This window comes from Alphaproteobacteria bacterium (assembly GCA_024244705.1).
In the GTDB taxonomy this organism is placed as follows: domain Bacteria; phylum Pseudomonadota; class Alphaproteobacteria; order JAAEOK01; family JAAEOK01; genus JAAEOK01.
The window spans coordinates 91,654-112,770 of the sequence record JAAEOK010000052.1 but is presented as its reverse complement, the minus strand read 5'-3'; the positions used below and the strand labels follow the sequence as shown (position 1 = coordinate 112,770).

Sequence of the window (21,117 nt, the reverse complement as noted above, 5' to 3'; positions counted from 1 at the left end):
GATATCGGCCGGGGCCACGCTCGGCGGGCCCCTATCATCCCTTCCTGAGCAGGCGCAGGCTTACAACCTTGGCGATATTCTGAACCAGCTTTGCCGCCACGGCGGGATCGGTCTCAATAAGGGACCTCAAAACACTCTCGCTCAGACATAGGACACGCACGTCGTCGGTTGCGGCGCGCACATCCATCGACCGTTGCACGCCGAGGAGGAAGGCGATCTCGCCGAAAACGTCGCCGGTCGTGAGTACGTTGACCAATCTGTTCTTATCCCGCACCTCGAGGGTGCCCGAAAGCGTGACAAACAAGTTTCGCGCCGTGGTCCCCTTCCGAACGACGTAATCGCCCTGCCGGCACTCGATCGTTGTGCTTCGCTTCAGGCATTTCTCAATCTCCGGTTTGCTCAGGTCATCGAAGAATGTAATCCGGTCATTCCCGGATGCCTCCAGCGCCGGCACGATCTCTTTCCAATAATCGCCGCGCGAAACAAGCTTTTCACTGAGCACGGTGGTGTCCGTCGCGATGATCTTCCGCGTCGACGACGACTCGTCATCGTCAAAATCCTCAAGGATGTCGCACAGGGGCGATTGGATCGATTGTAGGTAATCGAGATCTTCGACCACCAATGCGAGCGGGACCAGATATCCGATTTCAGGGCTGTTCACGTTGTTGGAGGTATAGGGTCGAAACCCGAGCCCCAAATACCGGTCCAGCAAGAATGGCTCGCAGTCGCAGACAACCAACTGGATGCGCTGCTGATTTACATACCGCAACAGGGGAGTCATGAATTCGAGGAGGAGATCGCGCCCGCGATAGGTTTCGCGCACCATGAATCGTTCGCCGATGGCGAGCCGCTCCGTTGTCACCCTATTCAGAATCGGTGCAAGGTCGTATTGCCGCAATTGACGCGAAGAAAACGGAGCATCGGCACCGCTGCTAAGGCGAAGGGTTGCAACGATATGCCCATCGGCGACGATATAGTATTGGCGCGCCGTCGCATCTTCCGCCTCTAGGAATCGCCGCTGCTCGTGATCGGCAACGGTGCGAAGCCGGTTCATGCCCCTGACGTAAACGTCATAGCGAAATTGATAGACCGCCTGCTTTTCAGAATCCGTCGTCGCCATATAGACGCCGCCTTCGGCGGGAACGCCATCGGCCTGGATTTTCGCCTGCGGTGCCTCTTCCATCATCGACATCTCAGGATTGAATGCGAATCTGTTAAACGCCGGGCGTCGGAAAGGCAAGCCTCGAGCGCCCAGTCGGGTATTGGACCGGCCTCAGCCGGCAGTCACAACACGTTCACTCGGCAATCCCACGTCGCGCAGGCAGTGGCTTGGCGCAGCCGGTTGATGCCACGCTTAATGGCTTGTTCATGCTTGGAAAGTGCTATAGGAATCGGGCGTTTGCGTCATTTGAAACCAATCCACATGAACGATATTTCGCCGCTCCGTACGGCTCCGATGCCGTTTATCGACCTTCAAGCCCAGAAGCGCCGTCTGAATGGACAGATCGAGGCGGCGATCCAGCGTGTGGTCGACCACGGTCAATTCATACTGGGGCCGGAAGTGGCGGAGCTCGAGCGGCGGCTCATGGACAGCGCCGGGATCGACCATTGCATCCTCTGTTCGAGCGGCACCGATGCGTTGGTGCTGGCATTGATGGCCCTCGATATTGGACCCGGCGATGCGGTCTTCGTGCCCAGCTTCACATTCGTTGCGTCGGCGGAGGCGGTGGCCTTGGTCGGTGCCACGCCGGTTTTCGTCGACGTCTTGGATATGGATTTCAATATCGATGCCGAGAGCTTGGAACGTGGCATCGTTCGGGCCGAGGCGGCGGGCTTGCGACCGGCCGCGATCGTTCCGGTCGATCTGTTCGGACTGCCAGCGGATTACGCCACGCTGCGGAAGGTCGCGGCGGCCTGCGGCGCCCACATAATCGCCGACGGGGCGCAAAGCTTTGGCGCGACCTATCACGGTCAACGGGTCGGCACCTTGGCGGAAATAACCGCGACCAGCTTCTATCCGGCAAAACCGCTCGGGTGTTATGGCGATGCCGGCGCCGTCTTCACTCAGGACGCCGAACTCGCCGACAAGATTAGATCGCTGTCGGTTCACGGGCTGGATCGCGGTCAACGGGATTACGCGCGGATCGGAATCAACGGCAGGATCGATACGATCCAGGCCGCGATATTGCTACAGAAGCTGACCATCTTCGATGACGAACTGGCGGCGCGCAACCGTATCGCGGAGAGGTATCGATCGGGCCTCGATAATGTCGTGCGCGTGCCGCGCTGTCCCGACGATGTAATGTCGGTTTGGGCCCAATATACCGTTCGCTCGTCTCGTCGCGAGGAAATCGTGCAACATCTGGCCGCGCACGGAATTCCAACCGCCGTCTACTATGCGACGCCGGTCCACCGGCAGCGGGCCTACAAAGACTTCCCGAGGGCCGATGATCAACTTATCGTTTCGGATTCCTTGGCCGGCGAGGTTCTCAGCCTGCCGATGCACCCCTATCTGGATTCCTATGCCCAGGACCGCGTCATAGACGCGGTTCGACATGCGGTTTCTTAGCCAAGGCGAGGATAAGATCCGATCGCAGGAAAGTTCCGAACAATCGCAGCAGAGGTGTAACAGGCTGCGAGTGGACATCTTCGCGTTGAATCGCGTCGAGGGCGACATAAAGGTCGTCGCTCTGCAAGGCGGCGGCGGAAATCACACGCGAATCGAGTGGATCGTCGACGCGGATCAGTCGGGCGTGGGCGAGCCCACGGTAGTCAGTTCTGAGCCCATCCACTTGCCAAAGATAATTGGGCGGTGATTTGCTTTGGAACCGGTGGCCGATTTGTATATCCATGGCTCAGGGTCCATCGTTCTTGGGTGACGCAGATTCGCACCGTCGGGGAAAAGAAAAGACCCCGCATTACCGGGTAGGTAATGCGGGGCCGAAGTGGGGTCGAAGGGTTGGATTGCTCCGCTCATGGGGTGCGCTAACGTAACCAAATCGAGTTCGTGTCGTGTGTGTCAAAACTGTGGCAGGCCCTGATATTTCTTAACATTTCTACACTCAACACGAGTCGCCACATGGGGCTTCTGAAGCCCGCGTATATCCTCTGGCGGAGATCGCCGAGAGCGATAGAATAGCCGGTCTCGGTTAAGGGAAGTTTTATGCGGACAAGTCATTCGTGCAGCGGTATGGAAACCTCGTGAACGTCAACCGGCACTCCACTGAATGTACCTCTCGGTTCGGCGGGCGAGGCACGGCGAAACATGCCGTCGCCGTCGCCGCCATCCTGTTGCTTGCGGGGTGCGAGGGCTGGAAGGAGGATATTCGTTCGATCGTGGCCTATGGCGGAGATGAAGACAATTCGTCGGAGCTCGCCGACCGCCACCCGGAGGAGTTGAAAGAGACGCCGCCGCCTTCGATCGTGCCGAAACCGAGACCCGATCTCGGGATTACCCAAGGTCCCGATGCGTTTTCCGCCGATGACGCTTACGGCGCCGATCCCGAGGAACTGATCGGCAGGAACGAACGGCAGGTCAAGGCCACGCTCGGAACGCCGGCCGCGCAGCGGGACGTGCCGCCGGCTAAGATTTGGCACTACTCGGAAGACGATTGCGTCATCAGCGTCTATTTCTATCTCAATCTGGAAAGCCAGGTTTTCCAGGCCCTGCGGTACGAGATCGTTGAACGGCCGCGTTCGGCGATCGAGGGACGCGAGTGCTATGCCATGCTGGTCGCAAGCCGGCGCCAACCCCAAAAAAGGGAAGGTTGAGGAATGCAAATGGATAACCGGTGCGTCGTGGTCGTCGACGACGATGATCTGTTCCGAGAGTCGCTCGGCGCCAATCTGGTCGATGAGGGGTTCGAGGTCATCGATTTTTCCGACGGCCGGGCGGTCCTCGATTTTTTTGCCGAGGAAAGAAGCGCCGATATCGTATTGCTCGATTGGAAAATGCCGGGCATGGACGGGCTCGAAGTGCTGCGCCGCCTGCGTCGTGCCGACATTCAGGTCCCAGTCGTGTTCCTTACCGTTCTGAGCGACGAAGTCTATGAGGAGGCCGCGTTGTCCGGCGGGGCCGTCGATTTCGTCGAAAAATCACGCAGTCTTTCGATCCTGTTGAGACGAATCCAGCTGATCACCGATGGAGCCAAACCCATCGTTCGTCGCGAGGCTACCGGCGGCGAGGCCGAGGAAAGCCTTCGCGCCGGCCCGCTCGAGCTGCGTTACGATATTCGCCGCGCCTACTGGCAGGGCAACCAGGTCAATCTGACGCTGACCGAATTCGCCATCGTTCGGTTGCTTGCCGGCGAGCCCGGTAAGGATATCTCTTACCGCCAAATCTACGACTTGGTTCATGGGCGCGGTTTTATAGCCGGCTACGGGACCGAGGGGTTCCGGGCCAATGTCCGGACTTTCATCAAGCGCATTCGGCAAAAGTTCAGGGAACTGGATGACGATTTCTCAGAAATCGAGAACTATCCCGGTTTCGGGTATCGCTGGCGCGTCCCGGACTGAGCCGCCGGGACGCACCGCGCGACAACGGCGGCGCTTGCGCGATCTGGTGCTGCCGCCCCGTTCGCTAGGCGGCAAGCTCGCCGGTCTCCTGATCATTCTGGTATCGGTGCCGATCATCATCTATGCGCAGTTTCTCGATGCCGACCGGGAAAAGCAGAATCTCCTCCTGCAGTCGGTGCAGGAGCAAGGACGGCTTGTCGGTCAGGCGCTGCTGCCTTTGTTGTCGAGCCCTGACGGCAACCTTCCGCTCGATCAGTTGAGACAGGAGTTGCGCCGCGTCGCCGGCGAGCACGCCAACGTCACCGTGCTGTTTCGACCGGCGGACAGCTCGGCGGCGGAAGGGTTCTATTATGTCGCGACCCATCCGACGGTTTCGAACCCCGAGCTAACGCACGAGCGCGACAAACTGCTCGAGCAGGGCGTGCTGGGCCGGCTTTCCGAAAGCTGCAGCGGCGGCGAGCCGTTGGCGTTGCGCTACGCCACGCCCGAGCGCGGCGAGGAGTTCCTGACTTCGATCACGCCGGTAAATACGACCCGCGGCTGCTGGGCGGTCCTGACCTCGCATTCAGCGTCGGCGTTTCTCGGCGAATCGATCGGCAAGCCCTATTGGACCCGCCCCGAGGTGCGATTGGCGGCGGCCATTTATTTGGTTCTGGTGGTCGTAACGCTGACGATCTTGATCGCCGTATGGCGAAGCATCAACCGGTTCGGTCGGCTGGCCCGCGAAATCCGCCGCGAAGGCGTGAGCGGGACCCGATTTGCCGATCAGAACCGCGTGCCCGAATTGAATGGCGTGGCCGAGGATTTCGATCGACTGGTCTCGGCGCTCCAGGATTCGGGGCGCAACATTCGTCGCGCCGCGGAGGAGAACGCGCACGCGCTCAAGACCCCGATTGCGATCATTCGCCAGTGCACCGAACCCCTACGGCGCAGCATCGGCGAGACCGCGGAACGCGAGCGGCGGGCGATTGCGATGATCGAAAAGTCCGTCGATCGGCTCGACGCATTGGTCTCATCGGCCCGCCGGATGGATGAGGCGGCCGCCGATTTGGTCGATCCGCCGCGCGATGAGATCGACTTGTCCTCCCTGCTGAACCGCATTCTGGGCGGCTATGGCGAGGTCTTGAGCAGCCGCGGACTGGCGCTTTCACTCGCCATCGACGATGGGGTCGTGGTTCGTGCCGGTACCGATTTGCTGGAAACCGTGGTCGAAAACATTCTCGACAACGCGATCAGTTTTGCGCCCTTGGATTCGGAACTGAAGGTCTCGCTTCATCGCAGCGCCGGCATGGTCGAACTGGTGATCGAAGACCAGGGCCCGGGCATCAAAACGTCCAACTTGCACCGAATCTTCGAACGCTATTATTCGAGCCGGTCAGATTCGACCGAGGATGAGCACACCGCGGAGGGCGAATTGCTCGACCAGCATTACGGCATTGGCCTGTGGATCGTGCAACGAAACGTCACTGCCGTCGGGGGAACAGTCAGCGCCGAAAACATCGAAGGCGGCGGTTTGCGCGTCACCGTGCGCTTTCTCGCCGTTCGCTGACCGGGTTTGGCCAGGCCACGGATACGACCGTGTCATTTTTTTGATTCAGCTCGAATTACGCCTTTGCCGCTAGGGTTTAAGTTGAACAATTAAACCTAGATGCAAACATTATGTGTGCCCAAGCCCTGACCGGGACCTATGCCGGCGACGATGCCTGTCCATCGGACAATGATTATAGCGACCTGAATCCGGCGCGTGCGGTGGCGGTTCTTGGACGGTTTCTCAAGCGTCTGGGAGCCACCCGCGTTCGCACGACGTTTATTTTGGTGCGCTTCGAAGGGGTCGATGCGCAGGAGGCGCGATTGCTGTGCGCCGAGGCGGCCGGCGCGGCGCGGCTGTACCTGCAATTGGATGCCAGCACCTTCGTTATTGTCGACATTGGGCCGCGCCGGGCGCGAAACTTCGAGAAAGCGGAACGGGACATCACCGAGTTGATGACCCAGCGATTGAGCCGCTTGATCGGCCAGGCGGAGGCACGCGAATCCCACGCGCCGCGCGTTTTCATGAATGCGGTCCACTCCTGGAATGTCGAGTTGGCGGACCTGTCGTATGTCATTCGCCAACTTCTCGCCGCGCCGCCCGAGGTGGTCCGCACCCCGGTCTGAGCCGGTCGGCGACCCGTCAACGCGCAGGCGGCGGCAAGTTTTGGTCCGGGTTCCGAGGTCAACCGGCTTCGCGATTGCTTGCGCGGCGGCCGAAATCTGGCCGGATCGGTCGGGGCTGGAAGGGGCGCCCGTTTGATCGTGCGTTCTCAGTGAGAAATGCCGAGTGCGGCAAATCGGTCCGGCTGTCGGACGGCGCGCCGGTAGGCGACGGCCTGGGACAAGGCGCCGAACGCCAGAGGCAGAATCAGAGCCTGAAGGATCAACGCGACCGGCAATTGATCGTAACCGCGTCCCGCCAGCACGATTTCGCTCACAATGATGGCGGTATTGATCCCGCCCACGGCAAGGCTTAGGGCAAGCGCGCGCCCAGGTATTCCGTGCGAAATGAGAGTCTTGGGGAAACTTTCACGAATTTCCACGATCCAGATCGATGCCGCTCGCGCCGCTCTAATGCCAAGGACCTGCGACACGCTCACAACCAAGAACGGTGTCAGATACCCGAGGATCAATGGAAGCCACTGAATTTCAGCGGCGCCGAAAATCACCTCCGTTTGATTGAACAGTGCCAGGGCGGTTCCAAATATGATCGCGATGATCGCCGCCCGGGAGAGCACTTGTCGCGAAAACGAGACGGTGCGCGGCCCGCGTTGCATTCGATTCTCCATGGCGAATGTTCCTTCTGATTCTTGTTGATCTGAGGTCCCGATCACGGCGGTCTGTGGCGGCCGTTGGTCGCGCCATATGAGTTCGGTGCCCGGCGGGCGCGGAAATGGGCACCAACGGCTAGGGTCGCGGACCCACCTCGCGGATGATTTGCGCCAGGAGCTCGGGGTGCTCGGAGGTCGTGAGATGCCCGCCCGGCAAGGTCCGCACGTCGAGGCCGTGTGCGCTTAGACGGTCGCGCGCGACCACCGCCTGCCGCCACTCGAATGGATCATCCTCGCTGCCGGCAACATGGAACGACACGGTGCCGCGAAGCGCATGGAATAGGCGTTCCAGGTTCCACCGCTTTGCATTGCGCTTATGCTGATCGACAAAATCGGCGGATTTGCTCAACGCGGAAACGCCATTGCGCCGTCCGATTGCGTCATACAATTCGTTGATTTCGTCGGGCTTCACACCGTAGTCCTTCGACCACAATGGCTTCATGAGCTCACCGAACGCGAGCTTCGAATGTTGCGCCATCGATGTCGCAAGCCCGCCGAGGGGCGATTTGAGCACCGGTGTCGTGAACCAGGGGTGGGTGTGCGCCTCGGCGAACAGTCCGCCATTGATCAGCAGAACGCCTTCTATTCTGGTGGCCGGGTCAACGCCTCGTTCGAGGCGATCCTGTTGGCGGCTGAGGAGCTCGAGCGCAACAATGGAGGAGTAGTCGAAGCTGACGATGAATGTCGACTTGATCCCCTCGGATTCCCACGACGCCTCGACCAAATCGGCGCGCTCCATCGTGCCATAGGGATAGTCGTTTGGCTTATCGGATTCACCGTGTCCAACATATTCGACGTAAAGCCTCGGCCCGGGCCGCGTACCGGTCAGGTGCCGGTCGACTTTCACCCATCCGAACGAACCATCGGGCCAGCCGGGAAGGAAGGATGTCCAAATCGTGTCTTTATTCGGCGTTGCGTTTTGTGCGGTGCGCCGAAATACATGGACGACATCCGGCGAGGCCGTCGCGTCGCCCGGCCGCAAGAATTTTTTGGCCCGGCGATCATATGGGATTCTTGTTCCGAGCGCGAACCACTCTCGGGCCGTTACCGCGGATGAATCGGTCATGACCGTTTGGCTTTCGAGTGAGCGATCAAGAGTGGGGGTTCCAACAATGGTCGCTTCCGGGGTTTCAACTGCGGTGGACGTGTTCAGGGTTCGCATCGTCGGATCTCCTTGAAAGCGCTGAGTTAATTTGAGTGTATTTACACGTTTAGCGGTAAAAGAATCTATGCCACACGAGTTTGCCTTTGAGCCGCCTTGCCGAGGCAGGCGCGTGTGCAATCGGTCGGTGTCGCTAGGTCCATCACCAAAGGCCTTTCTATCGCGCAAATCACTATTGGTGTATATACACCTAAAAACGCAATGTCAACGCCGATTTTGGTTCATTGAGACGGAACACGACCGCGCCGCTTCGGGCCTTGTGCGAAATCCGCCACGTTCACTTGTCGCCCGCCCGCGATATGCGGAGTATCGAATTATGAATCTCGATCACGCTCAGGAGCGGACACGATCCGGCGGCCGTCGGGCCGAGGACACGGCCCGGCGGCCCGCGACCCTCTACTATTGCCCACCCGCAACCGATTCGACATAGGCCGCGATGTCGTTGGACGGCACCGCGAAGGCGATACGCGGCGATTGGTAGGGAACCTTGCGCGTATCGCCGAGGGCGAAACTGGCGATCATGCCGATCAGCGCACCGTTCTTATCGAACACCGGCCCGCCGGAATGGCCCGGTTCGACTTCCATCGAGATGACGATCGCGTTGGGCAGAGTGTAACCGTTGTATTCCAACGGATAGTCGAGTTGCGGTTCGCGGACAATGCCAAGCGAAACGGCGCCGGTGTGCCGTCTCGGGGCACCGATCGCGACAGCATGGTCGCGCCGCGCCAGGGTCGACGAATCGGCAAAGGTCGCCGCCGTCAAACCCGGGTTCGGCGGGACCTTGATGACCGCGAGCTCGCGGTCGCGATCGAGGGCGATAACACGACCCTCCATCACCGTGCCGTCGATTGTCGTGACCCGAGCGCGGTATTTGGAATTCGTCGCAATATGCGCCGCGGTGACGATCAAACCGCCGGCATCGACGATGGTCCCGCTCGCCGAGCTGACAAGTTCGCTGCCGGTCTGATCTACGGTTGCACGGTCGGCGAGGATGGTGATCGTGACGAAGCTGCGCGCTGCCTCGGCGGTGATGCGGTCATAGCCGGCAAATAGATATGTACCGCCTTCGCCATAGGGATAGGCGAGCGTGACCGGCGCCGCCCGGTCGCTCGATTTCGACGCGCCGCCGTTGCAGCCGGCAAGCGCCATCCCGGCGAGAACCGACAGAATGGCCGCGAGCACCCTGAGGGTCGGCTTGAAGCTGCGCCGGTATCCATTTCGTTCAGGCGCGGACATCGGCCCCCCTTGACCCATTTCGCCGGTGCGTCACGGCGCCGCGGCACCATTGGAGCCGGTGAGGGTTACTACCGCAAGCCTTTGTAATCAAGAGCCTTTGGACAGTTAGGCGCCGATTTCTGCGGCCCACAGGCTATAAACTTGTCACATTTTCGGGCCGACAAATTCGACACCGCGCCGCATATTAAATGCTAGCATGCCGCCAAATTCCTACACCCCCCAACGGAGGCGGAAGTGAAAAAACTACTGATCGCATTGGGCGTCATCATCGTCCTTTTGATCGCGGCTGTCTTGATCATCCCGAGTTTCATTCCGATCGATACCTACAAGGATGAAATCGCCAATCAGGTCCGGGAACGAACCGGCCGCGAATTCGCCATCAATGGCGAGGTGAGCGTGTCGCTGCTGCCCAATGTCGCGCTCGAGGTGAATGACGTGACTTTCGGTAACGCGAAAGGCGCGCGAACTTCGGAAATGGCATCGCTCAAGCAGCTGCAGATCGACGTCAAGCTGTTCCCCTTGATCAGTGGCGAGTTGGACATCAATCGATTCATCCTGATCGATCCGGTCATCAATCTCGAAGTGCTGCCCGACGGCACGCCGAACTGGCAAATCGTCCCACCGTCGGCGGCGGGCGCCGATAGTTCAGGCGGCGCCGGCGCGCCGGGTTTGGATCAAATCCGCCTCGGCGACGTGCGTTTGGAGAATGGACAGGTCAGCTACTTCGACGCCAAGACCGGCACCGAACAGGTGTTGTCCGACGTCAACGTGACCGTTGAACTCGATAACATCAACGCACCCTTCTCGGTTGACGGCTCGATGGTATGGCAGGGCGAGAAGATCGACATCACCTTGAACGCCGATTCCTTGAACTCGATCATGCAAGGTGGTTCGACCAATGCCAAGCTGGCGGTTGCCGCGGCGCCGGTGAAATTGGACTACCAAGGCACCATTACCGCCGGTGACCAAGCCGGCGCGGCCGGCGATGTCAGTCTCAACGTCCCGTCGGTGCGCAAACTGATGGGCTGGGTCGGCAACCCGATGCCGGAAGGGTCCGGCTTCGGTCTCCTTGATATCAAGGGCAAGATGGCTGCGTCCGCCGCCAAGGCCTCGTTTAGCGATGCGTCGATCGCCTTCGACGAGATCAAGGGCACCGGCCAGCTGGCCATCGACGCGAGCGGAGCCGTGCCGAGCATCGAGGGCCGGCTCGATCTCGAAGAGCTCGATCTCAATCCCTATATGCCGCCGAGCTCAGGCGACGAGGCGGCGGCGAGCGACTCGTCGGGAGCGGCCGCGGATTGGAGCGACGAGCCGCTGGATTTCAGTGCGCTGAAAGCCTTCAACGCAAATTTCACCCTCACCGCCAAGGGCATAAAGGCGCAGAACATCACGATCGGGAAAAGCGCTCTCACCTTGACGAATGCGGGCGGCAAGATGACCGGCGATTTGACCGAATTGGCGCTCTATGGCGGTCAGGGACAGGGCAAATTCGTCCTCGACGCATCGGGCGACGTCCCCGCCGTGCACAAGGTCTTTGCCATGAGCGGGATCCAGGCCGAACCGTTGTTGTCCGACGCCATGGGCAATGACAGTCTCAGCGGATCGGGCAATTTGAGTTTTGCCCTCGATGCCAATGGCATATCTCAGCGCCAGATGGTCAAGAACCTGGACGGCAACGGGGCATTCGATTTCCGCGATGGCGCGATCAAGGGATTCAACCTTGGCGCCATGGTGCGCAATGTAACCTCGGCGTTTCTCGACGCCGGCGCCCAGGAGGAACAGAAGACCGACTTCTCCGAGTTGTCGGCGACCTTCGTCATCGTCAATGGCATGTTGACTAACGACGATCTCAACATGTCGTCGCCCTTGTTCCGGGTTGATGGTGCCGGCACCGCCGATCTTCCGGCGCGGACGGTGAATTACAAAGTGACGCCGAAGCTGGTCGCGTCGACCGAAGGCCAGGGCGGAGCGACGGACCTAAAGGGAGTCGCGGTTCCGGTGATCATCAGCGGTCCGTGGAGCGACCTGAGCTATACCCCGGACATCTTGGGCGCGATCGGCGATCCCGAGGAGTTGGCCAAGGGTGCCCTCGGCGCCTTGGGCGGATCCCTCGAAGGCGGTGCCGGGCTCGAGGGCGTACTCGAAGGTGGCGCCGGGGCCGTCGGCGGCGACGTCGTAAAGGGTTTGCTCGGAGGCGATGGAGAGGGCACCGGTGCCACTCCGGAAGCCGGCGACGTCGTGAAGGGCTTGCTCGGAGGTGAAGGCGAAGCCACCGAAGGCGCGGCACCGAGCGCCGGAGACGTTGTCAAGGGACTGCTTGGTGGCGGCACCACTGAGGCGCCGGCGCCGGCTGCCGCAACCCCGGAGACGGCGACGACCGCACCGGCTACGGCAACGCCGGAGGCGGCGACGACCGAGGGCTCCGGTGCGGCACCGGCCCCCAATGTCGTTGACGATACCTCGAAGGTGATAAAGGGCCTGTTCGGCGGCGATTAGGTGCCGCATCGGCCGTCCGGCCGGGCGTTGACGCGTAGGTAACGGCCACCGGATTTGGGCACGTCGCTGTGGCATCGTCATGCGGCGGTCGCCTATGGCGCCGTGTTCGTCGGCGTTTGCGGGCACGCCTCGACCGAATTCGTTCAGAAACTGACTCACGTCGCCGGGCCCGAACTGTCGGTTTGGCGATTCCTTCTCGGCGGCGCCGGGTTGGTGGTCGTTGCGCTGGCTTTGCCGTCGGCCCGTGATCTTCTGGCACCATTGCGCGAGCATGGCCTGCGCATAGCAGGGTTGTCGTTGCTCGGCATCACCGCCGGCTATCTGGTGTTTCACTGGTCGCTCGACTTCGCCACCGTGCCGGCGGTCGCGACCATCGTCACCACGATCCCGATCTTCGTCGCGCTGGTCAATTCGTGGGTCAACCGCCAGCCGATCACCGCGCCCAAGATCATCAGCGGCGCGGCTGCGATCGTCGGCATCGCGTTGCTGATGACGGATGGCTACCTGGCTAAATTGGCCGGCTCGTCGGGCAATCTGGTCGGCATCTTCCTGGCCATGACCTGCGCCGCTCTGGTCGCCGCTTACACCGTACTGGTCCGCCCGCTGATCAGGGAGTTCGGCGCCTTGCGGCTGACCGCGTTGACGATGATGATCGGCGCCCTCGGCCTGTGGCTGATTGTCGGCGCGGTCTTCGGCACCTGGGTCGATCCGACGACCTTGTTCGACCGTCCGGCCGGTGACGCTGTCGCGTTGATCACGATCGCGGTGTGGAACACGACGATCACCCAATTCCTGTGGATCGGCGGGCTGGCAGCGGTGCCGGATATCACCCGTGGCAGCTACCTGTTTTTCATGAAGCCCGTCATTGCGTCGTTCCTGGCCGTCGTGTTCCTGGGCACGCTATTGACCATTGCCCAGATATTGGCCATTTGCGTGATCTGCGGATCGGTGGCATTGGAATGGGTCTGGACCAACCGCAGGGGCGGCAAGGCGACGGCATGACGGCAACGCATTATTGGCAGGATTTGACGACGGCGGATTTCGCGGCCCTGGACCTCGCGCGCCAGATCGCTGTCTTGCCCCTTGGCGCGATCGAGCAGCACGGCCCTCATTTGCCGCTGTCGACCGACCGTAAGATCGCCGATGGGGTGATCAACCGGACCCTGGAGTTGGCGCCCGAAAGATTGCCTGTTTTGATACTGCCGACGCTACCCGTCGGCCTCAGTATCGAACACGGCGGCTATCCCGGGACTTTGAGCGGATCGGCCGAGACACTCTTGCGCCTGTGGGTCGAGATCGGTGAGGCGGTCGCCCGAACCGGGGTCCGCAAAATGGTATTGTTCAACAGCCATGGCGGACAATCGAATTTGACCGCATTGGTGGCACAGGAATTGCGCAGCGCCCATGGCCTATTCGTCGTGTCGCACCATTGCTATCGGATATGGCGCGAAAGTCCCCATTTCGACGAGTCTGAGCGTCGCGAAGGCATTCACGGCGGAGCCATCGAAACCTCGATCATGCTGGCCCTCGATCCGGAGCACGTCGACATGGCGGCGGCCAGGCGCTTCGAATCCACGCTGGCGACGATGGGCGACGATCATTCGGCGTTGGTGGCGGATGGCAAGGCCGCTTTCGCGTGGGAGATCCAGGACGTAAACCCGGCCGGGGCGGTGGGTGACGCCGCGGATGCCGACGCCAAACGGGGACATGCCTTGATCGAGGATGCGGCGCGGCAGTTCCTCGCCGTCCTGAACGAGGTCGACCGCATAGACCCGGGTTCGGTTCTGAAGACTACCTAGCCGGGAGGGCCGAACCATTCCACCTAGCCGCCATCCTCGATGACGATCTGTCGCGGCTCTTCGCTGGCGCGGTGGATACGCCATATTTCCTCGTAGGCGCGTTCGAGATTACGGACAAAGCGCGCGGTATCGAAGAGCGGAGCGTCACCCTTTCGCGCCAACAGGTCTGCCCGCATTTCCGCCAATGCGTTGGGCGACCGCGCCAGGCGGACTGCCAGGTCGACATAGTCATCAGCGGTTTCGGCAATGAGATCGGGCCGGCCGATGGCATGAAGAAGACTGGCGGCGACCCGTCCGGCGAAGCTGTCGGACGGGTAGGCGAGCACCGGCAGTCCTACCGACAGGGCATCGCTGGCGGTCGTGTGCCCGCTGTAGAAGTGGGTGTCGAGGAACAGATCCGCGAGCCGGAGACGGGCAAGGTGCTGCGGCTTCGGCAGCGGCGGCGCGAAGACGAGCCGCTCCGGCCCGACGCCCGACTTTTCGGCTTCTCGGCGCAGGCACGCCTCGACGTCCGGCGCCGGGCGATAGACCCAAAGCACGCTGCCCGGGACTGACTTCAGGATACGCACCCACAGGCCGAAGATGGCCGGCTCGATCTTGCGCGGGCTGTTGAATGTGGCGAAGACCACGCCACCGTCGGGAAGCCCGACCTCGGCCCGGGTCGATGGTGAATCCGCCACCGGCTGACGGTCGTCATTGACCTGATAGGTATGGGGCAGGAGGACGAGTTTCTCCGCGAAGGCGGCGGCCTTCGATGCCGGGGTTACGATTGGGTCTCCGATCAGATAGTCGATGAACCGAGCCCCCATGGTTCCCGGAAAGCCGAGGTAGCTGACCTTTATCGGCGCCAGCGGCGCGACGAGAAGGCGCGGCCGTGCGTTGCGCGTATAGCCGTTGAGATCAACCAGGATGTCGATATCGGCGGCCGCGATTCGTCGCACCGCGTCGTGGTCGGACAAGCCCGCGAGATCGTGGAAGGAATCGCAACCGGCGGCGATGTCCTTGCGGTATTGGCTGCCGTCATCGGGCACCATCGGGAATCCGGTGATATGAAATCGATTCCGGTCATGGTGGTGGAACATTGTGCGTGTCAGATGCGCCGTCGCATGGTCGCCGAATCCGGCCGACATGTAGCCAATCCGAATCTTATCGTTGGTCGTCTTCCGTATCGGTGTCGCCACGATCGCGGTCAGGTGCTTTGCCTCGCGCTCAAGACGTTCGGCGTATCGGGTGGCTATTTTCAGTCGATCCTGCTCCGCCATGGGCCAGAATATTGCCGTGAAGGGCGATACGCCGGAATCGTCGAGCTCCGCCAATCCCTCGAAGAACCGCGCGGACTCCGCCCAATCGGTCCAGTCGCAAATGGCCAGTCTCGTATGGGCCAGCCGCGCCCGCGCATTGGCGTCGTCCGGTCGCAACCGCAGCGCCGTCTGGAATGCGGCGATCGCTTCCCGGTACCGTCCAAGGCCATAATAGAGCGGGCCCAGATTTGCCGGTGCTTCGTACAAGGTGGCATCAAGGCGGGCCGCGGATTGGAATGCCGCCAACGCATCCTCGGTGCGGCCCGCGCCGTTCAACGCGGCCCCGTAGTTGCAATAGACACCGGCATTACGAAATCCGTCCTCGACCAACCGTTCCGAAGCGCGGGTGGCGGTGTCGTGCTGACCTTGGCCAATCGCGTCGAGGACGGTGTCATGGAGCAGCCGAGGCGGCGTTGCCGGTATCTCGATAAGTTTCTCTCGGCATCTCACAGCGTCTTCGGGACGGTGGTGCGCGTCGAATTCACGACTCAGCGTGAAATAGAGGTTGGCGGCACCCGAGTCGGGGCCTGTGAGCCGGCCAAGCTCATGGATCGACGAATCGAGATCGCCGTCCTGACACAACGCCATCGCGAGGTTGAGACGGATGCCGTGATCGTCGGGCGCCAATTCGGCGGCCCGCGCGAAGTATCGACGCGCTTCGCCCAGGTTCTTCTTTTGCACGGCAACAACGCCGAGCAAATTGTGGGCGGCGACATCGTCGGGATTATCCTGGAGCACCAATTCGAAGCGCGCCGCAGCCGCGTCCAAATCCCCCTCCCGGCGCAGCCGCACGCCCTCGGCCATGTGCGTCTTGGCGTCGCTCAAGCGGATCCGGCGGCGTTCGCCGCAAGGATGTCAATGGTCATAGGTGATCAGGGTGTGTAGCGGGATATCGAGAGCGTCGCGACCGTTGAGAAAGGTGAGCTCGATAATCGTGGCCACCGCGGCGGGATCGCCGCCAACCTTGCGAATGAGCGAAACCGCCGCGTTCGCCGTTCCGCCGGTCGCCATCAAGTCATCGATAATAACGATCCGCTGGCCCGGGCGGACGGCGTCGGCCTGAATCTCGATGGTATCGGTGCCATATTCGAGGTCATAGGTGTGCGAAATCGTCTCGCCTGGCAATTTGCCCTGTTTCCGTATCATCGCAAACCCGCAACCGAGGCGCAGCGCCAAGGGCGCGGCGACGAGAAATCCGCGCGATTCGATCCCCATCAATAGGTCGGCGCGATAGGGGCCGATCTCGTCGCCAAGGCGTTCGACCGTATAGGTCCAGGCGCGCGGCTCGGCCAAAAGCGTCGAAATATCGTAAAACAGGATCCCGGGCTTCGGAAAATCCGGAATGCCGCGAATGTGGGCCTTCAAGTCCATTTCGGTCGCCTCCCAGGGATCCGCTACCGCATCGTCATATCAAGTTCGCCCGCATTCAGCCAGCCTGCGATCGACGCCGAATCGTCGGTTGTCTCCTCTGGCGCCGAACCACAATTGCAACACTTGTAACAATTATGAGACAAACGTTGCATCGACGGATTTTCCTGTTATAGGCTTGCCGTCACCAGGGAGTAGGCACACGAACCGCAATGTCCTATCAAGCGGTCAACCGCGAACTCGAAGCGATCTACAGTACATTGAGCCCGCAATTGCGGCGCGCGGCGCGCTATGTCCTGGATCGGCCCGACGATGTCGCGCTCTACACGATGCGTCGCCTCGCCGCGCGCGCCGGCGTTCATCCGACGACCATGGTGCGGCTGGCCCGTCGCCTGGACTATCCAGGCTTCGATGCCTTGCGTGACATCTACCGGGATCGCCTCAGCGGCATCCACGCGCGTTACAGCCATCAGGCTCGTGACCTGCAAACGCAGCAAAGCCGAAAGATACTCGAAGATATCGCGAAGACCGAGATCGAGAATGTCGCCGACTCGTTCGGCGAGGCCCGCGGCGCGGACCTGGAACGGTGCGCGCGGCTTCTCGATTCGGCCCGTCGCATCTATCTGGTCGGGCTGCGCGGGTGCTTTCCGATCGCGTTCTATCTGCACTATTCGCTATCGATGTTTCGCGACGACGTCGTCCTCATTGACGGAGTCGGCGGAACCCTGGCCGACGGATTGCGCGATATCGAAGGCAGCGATGTCCTGGTGGCGATCAGCTTTTCCCCCTACACCCGCGAAACGGTGAACGTCGTAAACTACGCCGCCGCCCGTCGCGCACGCATCATCGCGATCACCGATGGCCGGTTATCGCCGCTGAACGGGCCGTCAACCGAGACCTTGCTGGTCCGCTGTGACAGCCCGTCTTTTTTCCAATCGATCAGCGCCGCCCAATCGGTGGTGCAGGCGCTTGTCGCTTTGGTGATCGCCGGCGGTGGTGATAAGGCGCTGAACAAATTGGCACAGCGCGAACGTCAACTCGCCAGTTTCGACGCTTATTGGGACGACGTGCCGTCGCGGATCGGCGCGCAATGACCAATATTCTCCACCGCCACTCCCATGTCGTGCCGCGGGTCGCTGCCCGTGGCGAGGGTCCATACGTCTATGACGTCGACGGCGCAAAATATCTCGACGCGTCGGGCGGTGCCGCGGTGTCCTGCCTCGGCCATAGCCATCCCGACATCATCCGCGCGATCAAGGATCAGGTCGACGTTCTGTCCTATGCCCATACATCATTTTTCGCCAACCGACCGGCGGAGGATCTGGCCGATCTGCTGATCGAAAAGGCGCCCGACAGTTTGGGCAAAGTCTATTTCGTTTCCGGCGGGTCGGAAGCGGTCGAGGCCGCGCTCAAGATGGCGCGGCAATATTTTGTCGAAATCGGCGAGCCTCAGAGGCGCCGGGTCATCGCGCGTTGGCAGAGCTATCACGGCAATACGCTCGGCGCGCTTGCAACCGGTGGAAACCTTGGGCGACGAGAGATGTTCCTGCCGATTCTCGGCGATTTCGCATCGCATATCTCGCCCTGCTTCGAATACCGTTATCGTACGACGGTGGAGAGTAGCGAGGATTACGGGCTCCGCGTCGCCGACGAATTGAAGGCTGAGATCGAGCGCCTCGGCCCCGACACGGTGGCTGCCTTTATCGCCGAGCCGGTCGTTGGCGCGACGGCGGGCGTGGTCCCATCGGTGCCTGGCTACTTCAAGCGGATTCGTGAGATATGCGACGAATACGGCGTCCTGCTGATCCTCGATGAAGTGATGTGCGGTATGGGCCGGACGGGCACGCTGTTCGCATTCGAACAGGATGGCGTGGTGCCCGATTTGGTGACCTGCGCGAAGGGTTTGGGCGCCGGTTATCAGCCCATTGGCGCGGTCCTCCTCGATCAGCGGTTCGCGGATGCCTTCTATCATGGTTCGGGCTTTTTCCATCACGGCCATACCTATATGGCCCATGCGACGGCATGCGCCGCGGCGCTGGCGGTTCAGAGAGTGATCGACAGGGATGATTTGCTCAGCAATGTGCGGCTTCAGGGTGACGCGCTGGTCGACGCATTGACCGCCCGCCTCGGCAACCACCATCATGTCGGCGACATTCGCGGCCGCGGTTTGTTTCGTGGTGTCGAGTTGGTCGCCGATCGGGCCACCAAGCAGCCCTTCGACCCGGCGCTCAAGCTCCATGCCCGGGTCAAGCGTGAAGCCATGGACCGGGGCTTGATGTGCTACCCGGCCGGCGGCACCGTGGACGGCACCTCCGGCGACCATATCCTGTTGGCGCCGCCGTTCATCATCGACCGGACCCATGTCGACGAAATCGCCGAAAAACTCGGCGACTCGATCGATGCGGCTATTGCGAGCGCCGGTTCATGACCGAGCACCGCGACCATTCGGAGGGGAGGTGGTCTCCCTTCATCATCGCGGTCGCGCCGAACGGGGCGCGCCGGACCAAGTCTGACCATCCGCGGCTCCCGATGACGCCTGACGAGATCGCGGCGACGGCCGCGGCCTGCCGTGACCAGGGTGCGGCCATGATCCACCTCCACATCCGCGACGCAAACGGCGACCATGCGCTCGATGCCGATGCCTATCGCACGGCGACGGCGGCGATCCGGCGGGAGGTGGGAGACGGATTGGTGGTGCAAATCACGACCGAGGCGGTCGGCCGCTTCGCGCCGGCGCAACAAATGGCCGTGGTCCGGGACGTGCGGCCGGAGGCGGCGTCGATCGCAATCCGCGAGTTGGTCGCCGACGCGGACGCCGAAGGCACGGCTGCCGAATTCTTTGCCTGGTTGGTAAGCGAGGCGGTGATGCCGCAATTCATCCTCTATTCGAGCGACGACGTGATGCGGTTCCTCGATCTCCGGCGACGCGGAATCATCCCCGGTGCCCGGCATTTCGTGCTTTTCGTCCTCGGCCGATACAGCCGCGAACAGCAGTCGAACCCAGCGGATCTGTTGCCGTTTCTTGCCGCCTGGCCCGGCGAGGGCGACTGGGCGGTGTGCGCCTTTGGCGCCCGCGAAAACGCTTGTGCGTTGACGGCGGCAACGCTTGGCGGGCATAGTCGCGTCGGCTTTGAGAACAATCTTTATATGGCGGACGGATCGTTTGCACCGGACAATTCGGCGCTCGTCGCTCAGGACCGTCAGGGTGCGGAACTCATCGGGCGTCCTATCGCCGATGCGAAATTCATCCGCGAGAGTTTCACGGTTGCCGCCTGATAGGGAGGCAAATACCTTCGAGAGACGCCCGAGCGATCTTTTGAGGGAGCACATGGCGCCACACCGGCGTCGATATTTTCGAGGTGAGGAAGTTAGGGAGGACCCTTTACTATGAACAAGTTGCTAACCACGACATTCGCCGCAGCCCTGGTCGCCGGTGCGACCGCCATCGGCGGCGTCACCGGCGCTTCGGCGCAGCAAACATTCGTTACCATCGGCACCGGCGGTGTAACCGGCGTTTATTACCCGACCGGCGGCGCCATCTGCCGCCTCGTCAACAAGGGCCGCAAGGAACACAACATCCGTTGCTCGGTCGAGAGCACCGGCGGATCGGTGTTCAATCTCAACGCGATCCGCGGCGGTGAGTTGGAGATGGGCGTAGCCCAGTCCGATTGGCAATACCACGCCACCAACGGGACCAGCAAATTCGAAGATCAAGGCCCCAACGAGAAGTTGCGGTCGGTGTTTTCAGTCCATCCCGAGCCGATGACACTGGTGGCGCGCGCCGATTCCGGCGTCAAGTCGCTCGGTGATTTGAAAGGCAAGCGGGTCAATGTCGGCAACCCTGGGTCGGGCACACGGGCCACGGTCGAAGTCCTGTTCGACGCCATGGGTTGGACCATGGATGATCTGCAGCTGGCTTCGGAACTCAAGGCTTCCGAACAGTCTCAGGCTCTCTGCGACAATAAGATCGACGCCTTTTTCTACCCGGTCGGCCATCCCAGCGGTTCGATCTCCGAGGCGTTGAGTTCCTGCGATTCGGTACTGGTGCCGATCGAAGGCCCCGAAGTCGACAAGTTGGCAGAGGAAAATTCGTACTATGCCAAGGCGACGATTCCGGGCGCCGCCTACAGCCTCGATTACGACACGCCGACCTATGGTGTGAAGGCGACCTTCGTCAGCTCGACCGACGTGCCGGACGCGGTGGTCTACGAGGTGGTCAAGGCGGTTTTCGAGAACTTCGATGACTTCCGGAAATTGCACCCGGCATTCCAGCACTTGCAACCCAACGACATGGTTCGCGATGGCAACTCTGCGCCGACCCATGACGGTGCGGCCAAGTACTTCGATGAAAAGGGAATGATGTAACCACTCTTTTGGGC

The 21,117-nt window shown here is 61.4% G+C and carries 19 protein-coding genes; 12 read left to right on the top strand and 7 right to left on the bottom strand.

The annotated features are described in order from the left end of the window. Nucleotides 1-34 precede the first annotated feature (34 nt). Nucleotides 35-1,186 carry a cyclic nucleotide-binding domain-containing protein gene (locus tag GY791_09015; GenBank protein MCP4328560.1) on the bottom strand — a complete coding sequence of 384 codons (1,152 nt, stop codon included), beginning with the start codon at nt 1,184-1,186 and terminating at the stop codon, nt 35-37. Nucleotides 1,187-1,423: 237 nt separating this feature from the next. On the opposite strand from GY791_09015, the gene GY791_09010 reads away from it, so the two are divergent. Then, on the top strand, nt 1,424-2,569 hold the full coding sequence (locus GY791_09010) for a DegT/DnrJ/EryC1/StrS family aminotransferase (protein MCP4328559.1): 1,146 nt from the start codon (nt 1,424-1,426) through the stop codon (nt 2,567-2,569). Here GY791_09010 and GY791_09005 read toward each other — a convergent pair. Then, a complete protein-coding gene (locus GY791_09005) occupies nt 2,538-2,852 on the bottom strand; it encodes a hypothetical protein (protein ID MCP4328558.1) in 315 nt (104 codons plus the stop codon). The genes GY791_09010 and GY791_09005 overlap by 32 nt on opposite strands. A gap of 349 nt (nt 2,853-3,201) precedes the next feature. On the opposite strand from GY791_09005, the gene GY791_09000 reads away from it, so the two are divergent. The 4 genes from GY791_09000 (at nt 3,202) to GY791_08985 (ending at nt 6,669) form a co-directional block, all read left to right on the top strand. Further along, nucleotides 3,202-3,771, top strand: coding sequence for a hypothetical protein (locus GY791_09000; GenBank protein MCP4328557.1), 570 nt, complete (start codon nt 3,202-3,204; stop codon nt 3,769-3,771). Between the two features lie 3 nt (nt 3,772-3,774). Beyond that, nucleotides 3,775-4,515, top strand: a complete 741-nt coding sequence (locus GY791_08995; GenBank protein MCP4328556.1) for a response regulator transcription factor — start codon at nt 3,775-3,777, stop codon at nt 4,513-4,515. Next, the gene (locus GY791_08990; protein MCP4328555.1) at nt 4,451-6,064 is read left to right on the top strand and encodes a HAMP domain-containing histidine kinase; all 1,614 of its coding nucleotides are present in this window, start codon (nt 4,451-4,453) and stop codon (nt 6,062-6,064) included. Before GY791_08995 ends, GY791_08990 begins: the two co-directional genes overlap by 65 nt. A 110-nt stretch (nt 6,065-6,174) precedes the next feature. Further along, a complete protein-coding gene (locus GY791_08985) occupies nt 6,175-6,669 on the top strand; it encodes a hypothetical protein (GenBank protein MCP4328554.1) in 495 nt (164 codons plus the stop codon). A 146-nt stretch (nt 6,670-6,815) separates the two neighbouring features. Here GY791_08985 and GY791_08980 read toward each other — a convergent pair whose 3' ends face one another. From GY791_08980 to GY791_08970, 3 genes are all read right to left on the bottom strand, one after another. Next, entirely contained in the window at nt 6,816-7,322 is a 507-nt protein-coding gene (locus GY791_08980) for a hypothetical protein (GenBank protein MCP4328553.1), read from the bottom strand. 130 nt (nt 7,323-7,452) lie between these two features. After that, nucleotides 7,453-8,442, bottom strand: a complete 990-nt coding sequence (locus tag GY791_08975; protein ID MCP4328552.1) for an alpha/beta hydrolase — start codon at nt 8,440-8,442, stop codon at nt 7,453-7,455. 495 nt (nt 8,443-8,937) lie between these two features. After that, the gene (locus GY791_08970) at nt 8,938-9,774 is read right to left on the bottom strand and encodes a trypsin-like peptidase domain-containing protein (protein ID MCP4328551.1); all 837 of its coding nucleotides are present in this window, start codon (nt 9,772-9,774) and stop codon (nt 8,938-8,940) included. Nucleotides 9,775-10,008: 234 nt separating this feature from the next. Here GY791_08970 and GY791_08965 point away from each other — a divergent pair, with 234 nt between their 5' ends. The 3 genes from GY791_08965 to GY791_08955 are packed head-to-tail and all read left to right on the top strand — an operon-like array spanning nt 10,009 to nt 14,069. Continuing rightward, a complete protein-coding gene (locus GY791_08965) occupies nt 10,009-12,270 on the top strand; it encodes an AsmA family protein (protein MCP4328550.1) in 2,262 nt (753 codons plus the stop codon). Nucleotides 12,271-12,324: 54 nt separating this feature from the next. Then, nucleotides 12,325-13,272 carry an EamA family transporter gene (locus tag GY791_08960; GenBank protein MCP4328549.1) on the top strand — a complete coding sequence of 316 codons (948 nt, stop codon included), beginning with the start codon at nt 12,325-12,327 and terminating at the stop codon, nt 13,270-13,272. Further along, complete coding sequence (locus tag GY791_08955; protein MCP4328548.1) at nt 13,269-14,069, top strand: creatininase family protein; 801 nt, start codon at nt 13,269-13,271, stop codon at nt 14,067-14,069. Before GY791_08960 ends, GY791_08955 begins: the two co-directional genes overlap by 4 nt. Before the next feature lie 23 nt (nt 14,070-14,092). Here the strand turns inward: GY791_08955 and GY791_08950 are convergent, their stop codons facing one another. After that, nucleotides 14,093-16,195, bottom strand: a complete 2,103-nt coding sequence (locus tag GY791_08950; protein MCP4328547.1) for a tetratricopeptide repeat protein — start codon at nt 16,193-16,195, stop codon at nt 14,093-14,095. A gap of 30 nt (nt 16,196-16,225) precedes the next feature. Beyond that, a complete protein-coding gene (locus tag GY791_08945; GenBank protein ID MCP4328546.1) occupies nt 16,226-16,741 on the bottom strand; it encodes an adenine phosphoribosyltransferase in 516 nt (171 codons plus the stop codon). 209 nt (nt 16,742-16,950) lie between these two features. On the opposite strand from GY791_08945, the gene GY791_08940 reads away from it, so the two are divergent. From GY791_08940 to GY791_08925, 4 genes are all read left to right on the top strand, one after another. Continuing rightward, nucleotides 16,951-17,832 carry a MurR/RpiR family transcriptional regulator gene (locus tag GY791_08940; GenBank protein ID MCP4328545.1) on the top strand — a complete coding sequence of 294 codons (882 nt, stop codon included), beginning with the start codon at nt 16,951-16,953 and terminating at the stop codon, nt 17,830-17,832. Then, nucleotides 17,829-19,166 (top strand): aspartate aminotransferase family protein, encoded by a 1,338-nt coding sequence (locus GY791_08935; GenBank protein ID MCP4328544.1) that lies wholly within the window; start codon nt 17,829-17,831, stop codon nt 19,164-19,166. The genes GY791_08940 and GY791_08935 overlap by 4 nt, the downstream gene beginning before the upstream one ends. Then, complete coding sequence (locus tag GY791_08930; protein ID MCP4328543.1) at nt 19,163-20,014, top strand: 3-keto-5-aminohexanoate cleavage protein; 852 nt, start codon at nt 19,163-19,165, stop codon at nt 20,012-20,014. The genes GY791_08935 and GY791_08930 overlap by 4 nt, the downstream gene beginning before the upstream one ends. A 111-nt stretch (nt 20,015-20,125) precedes the next feature. After that, nucleotides 20,126-21,103, top strand: a complete 978-nt coding sequence (locus tag GY791_08925; GenBank protein MCP4328542.1) for a TAXI family TRAP transporter solute-binding subunit — start codon at nt 20,126-20,128, stop codon at nt 21,101-21,103. The last annotated feature ends 14 nt before the right edge of the window (nt 21,104-21,117 follow it).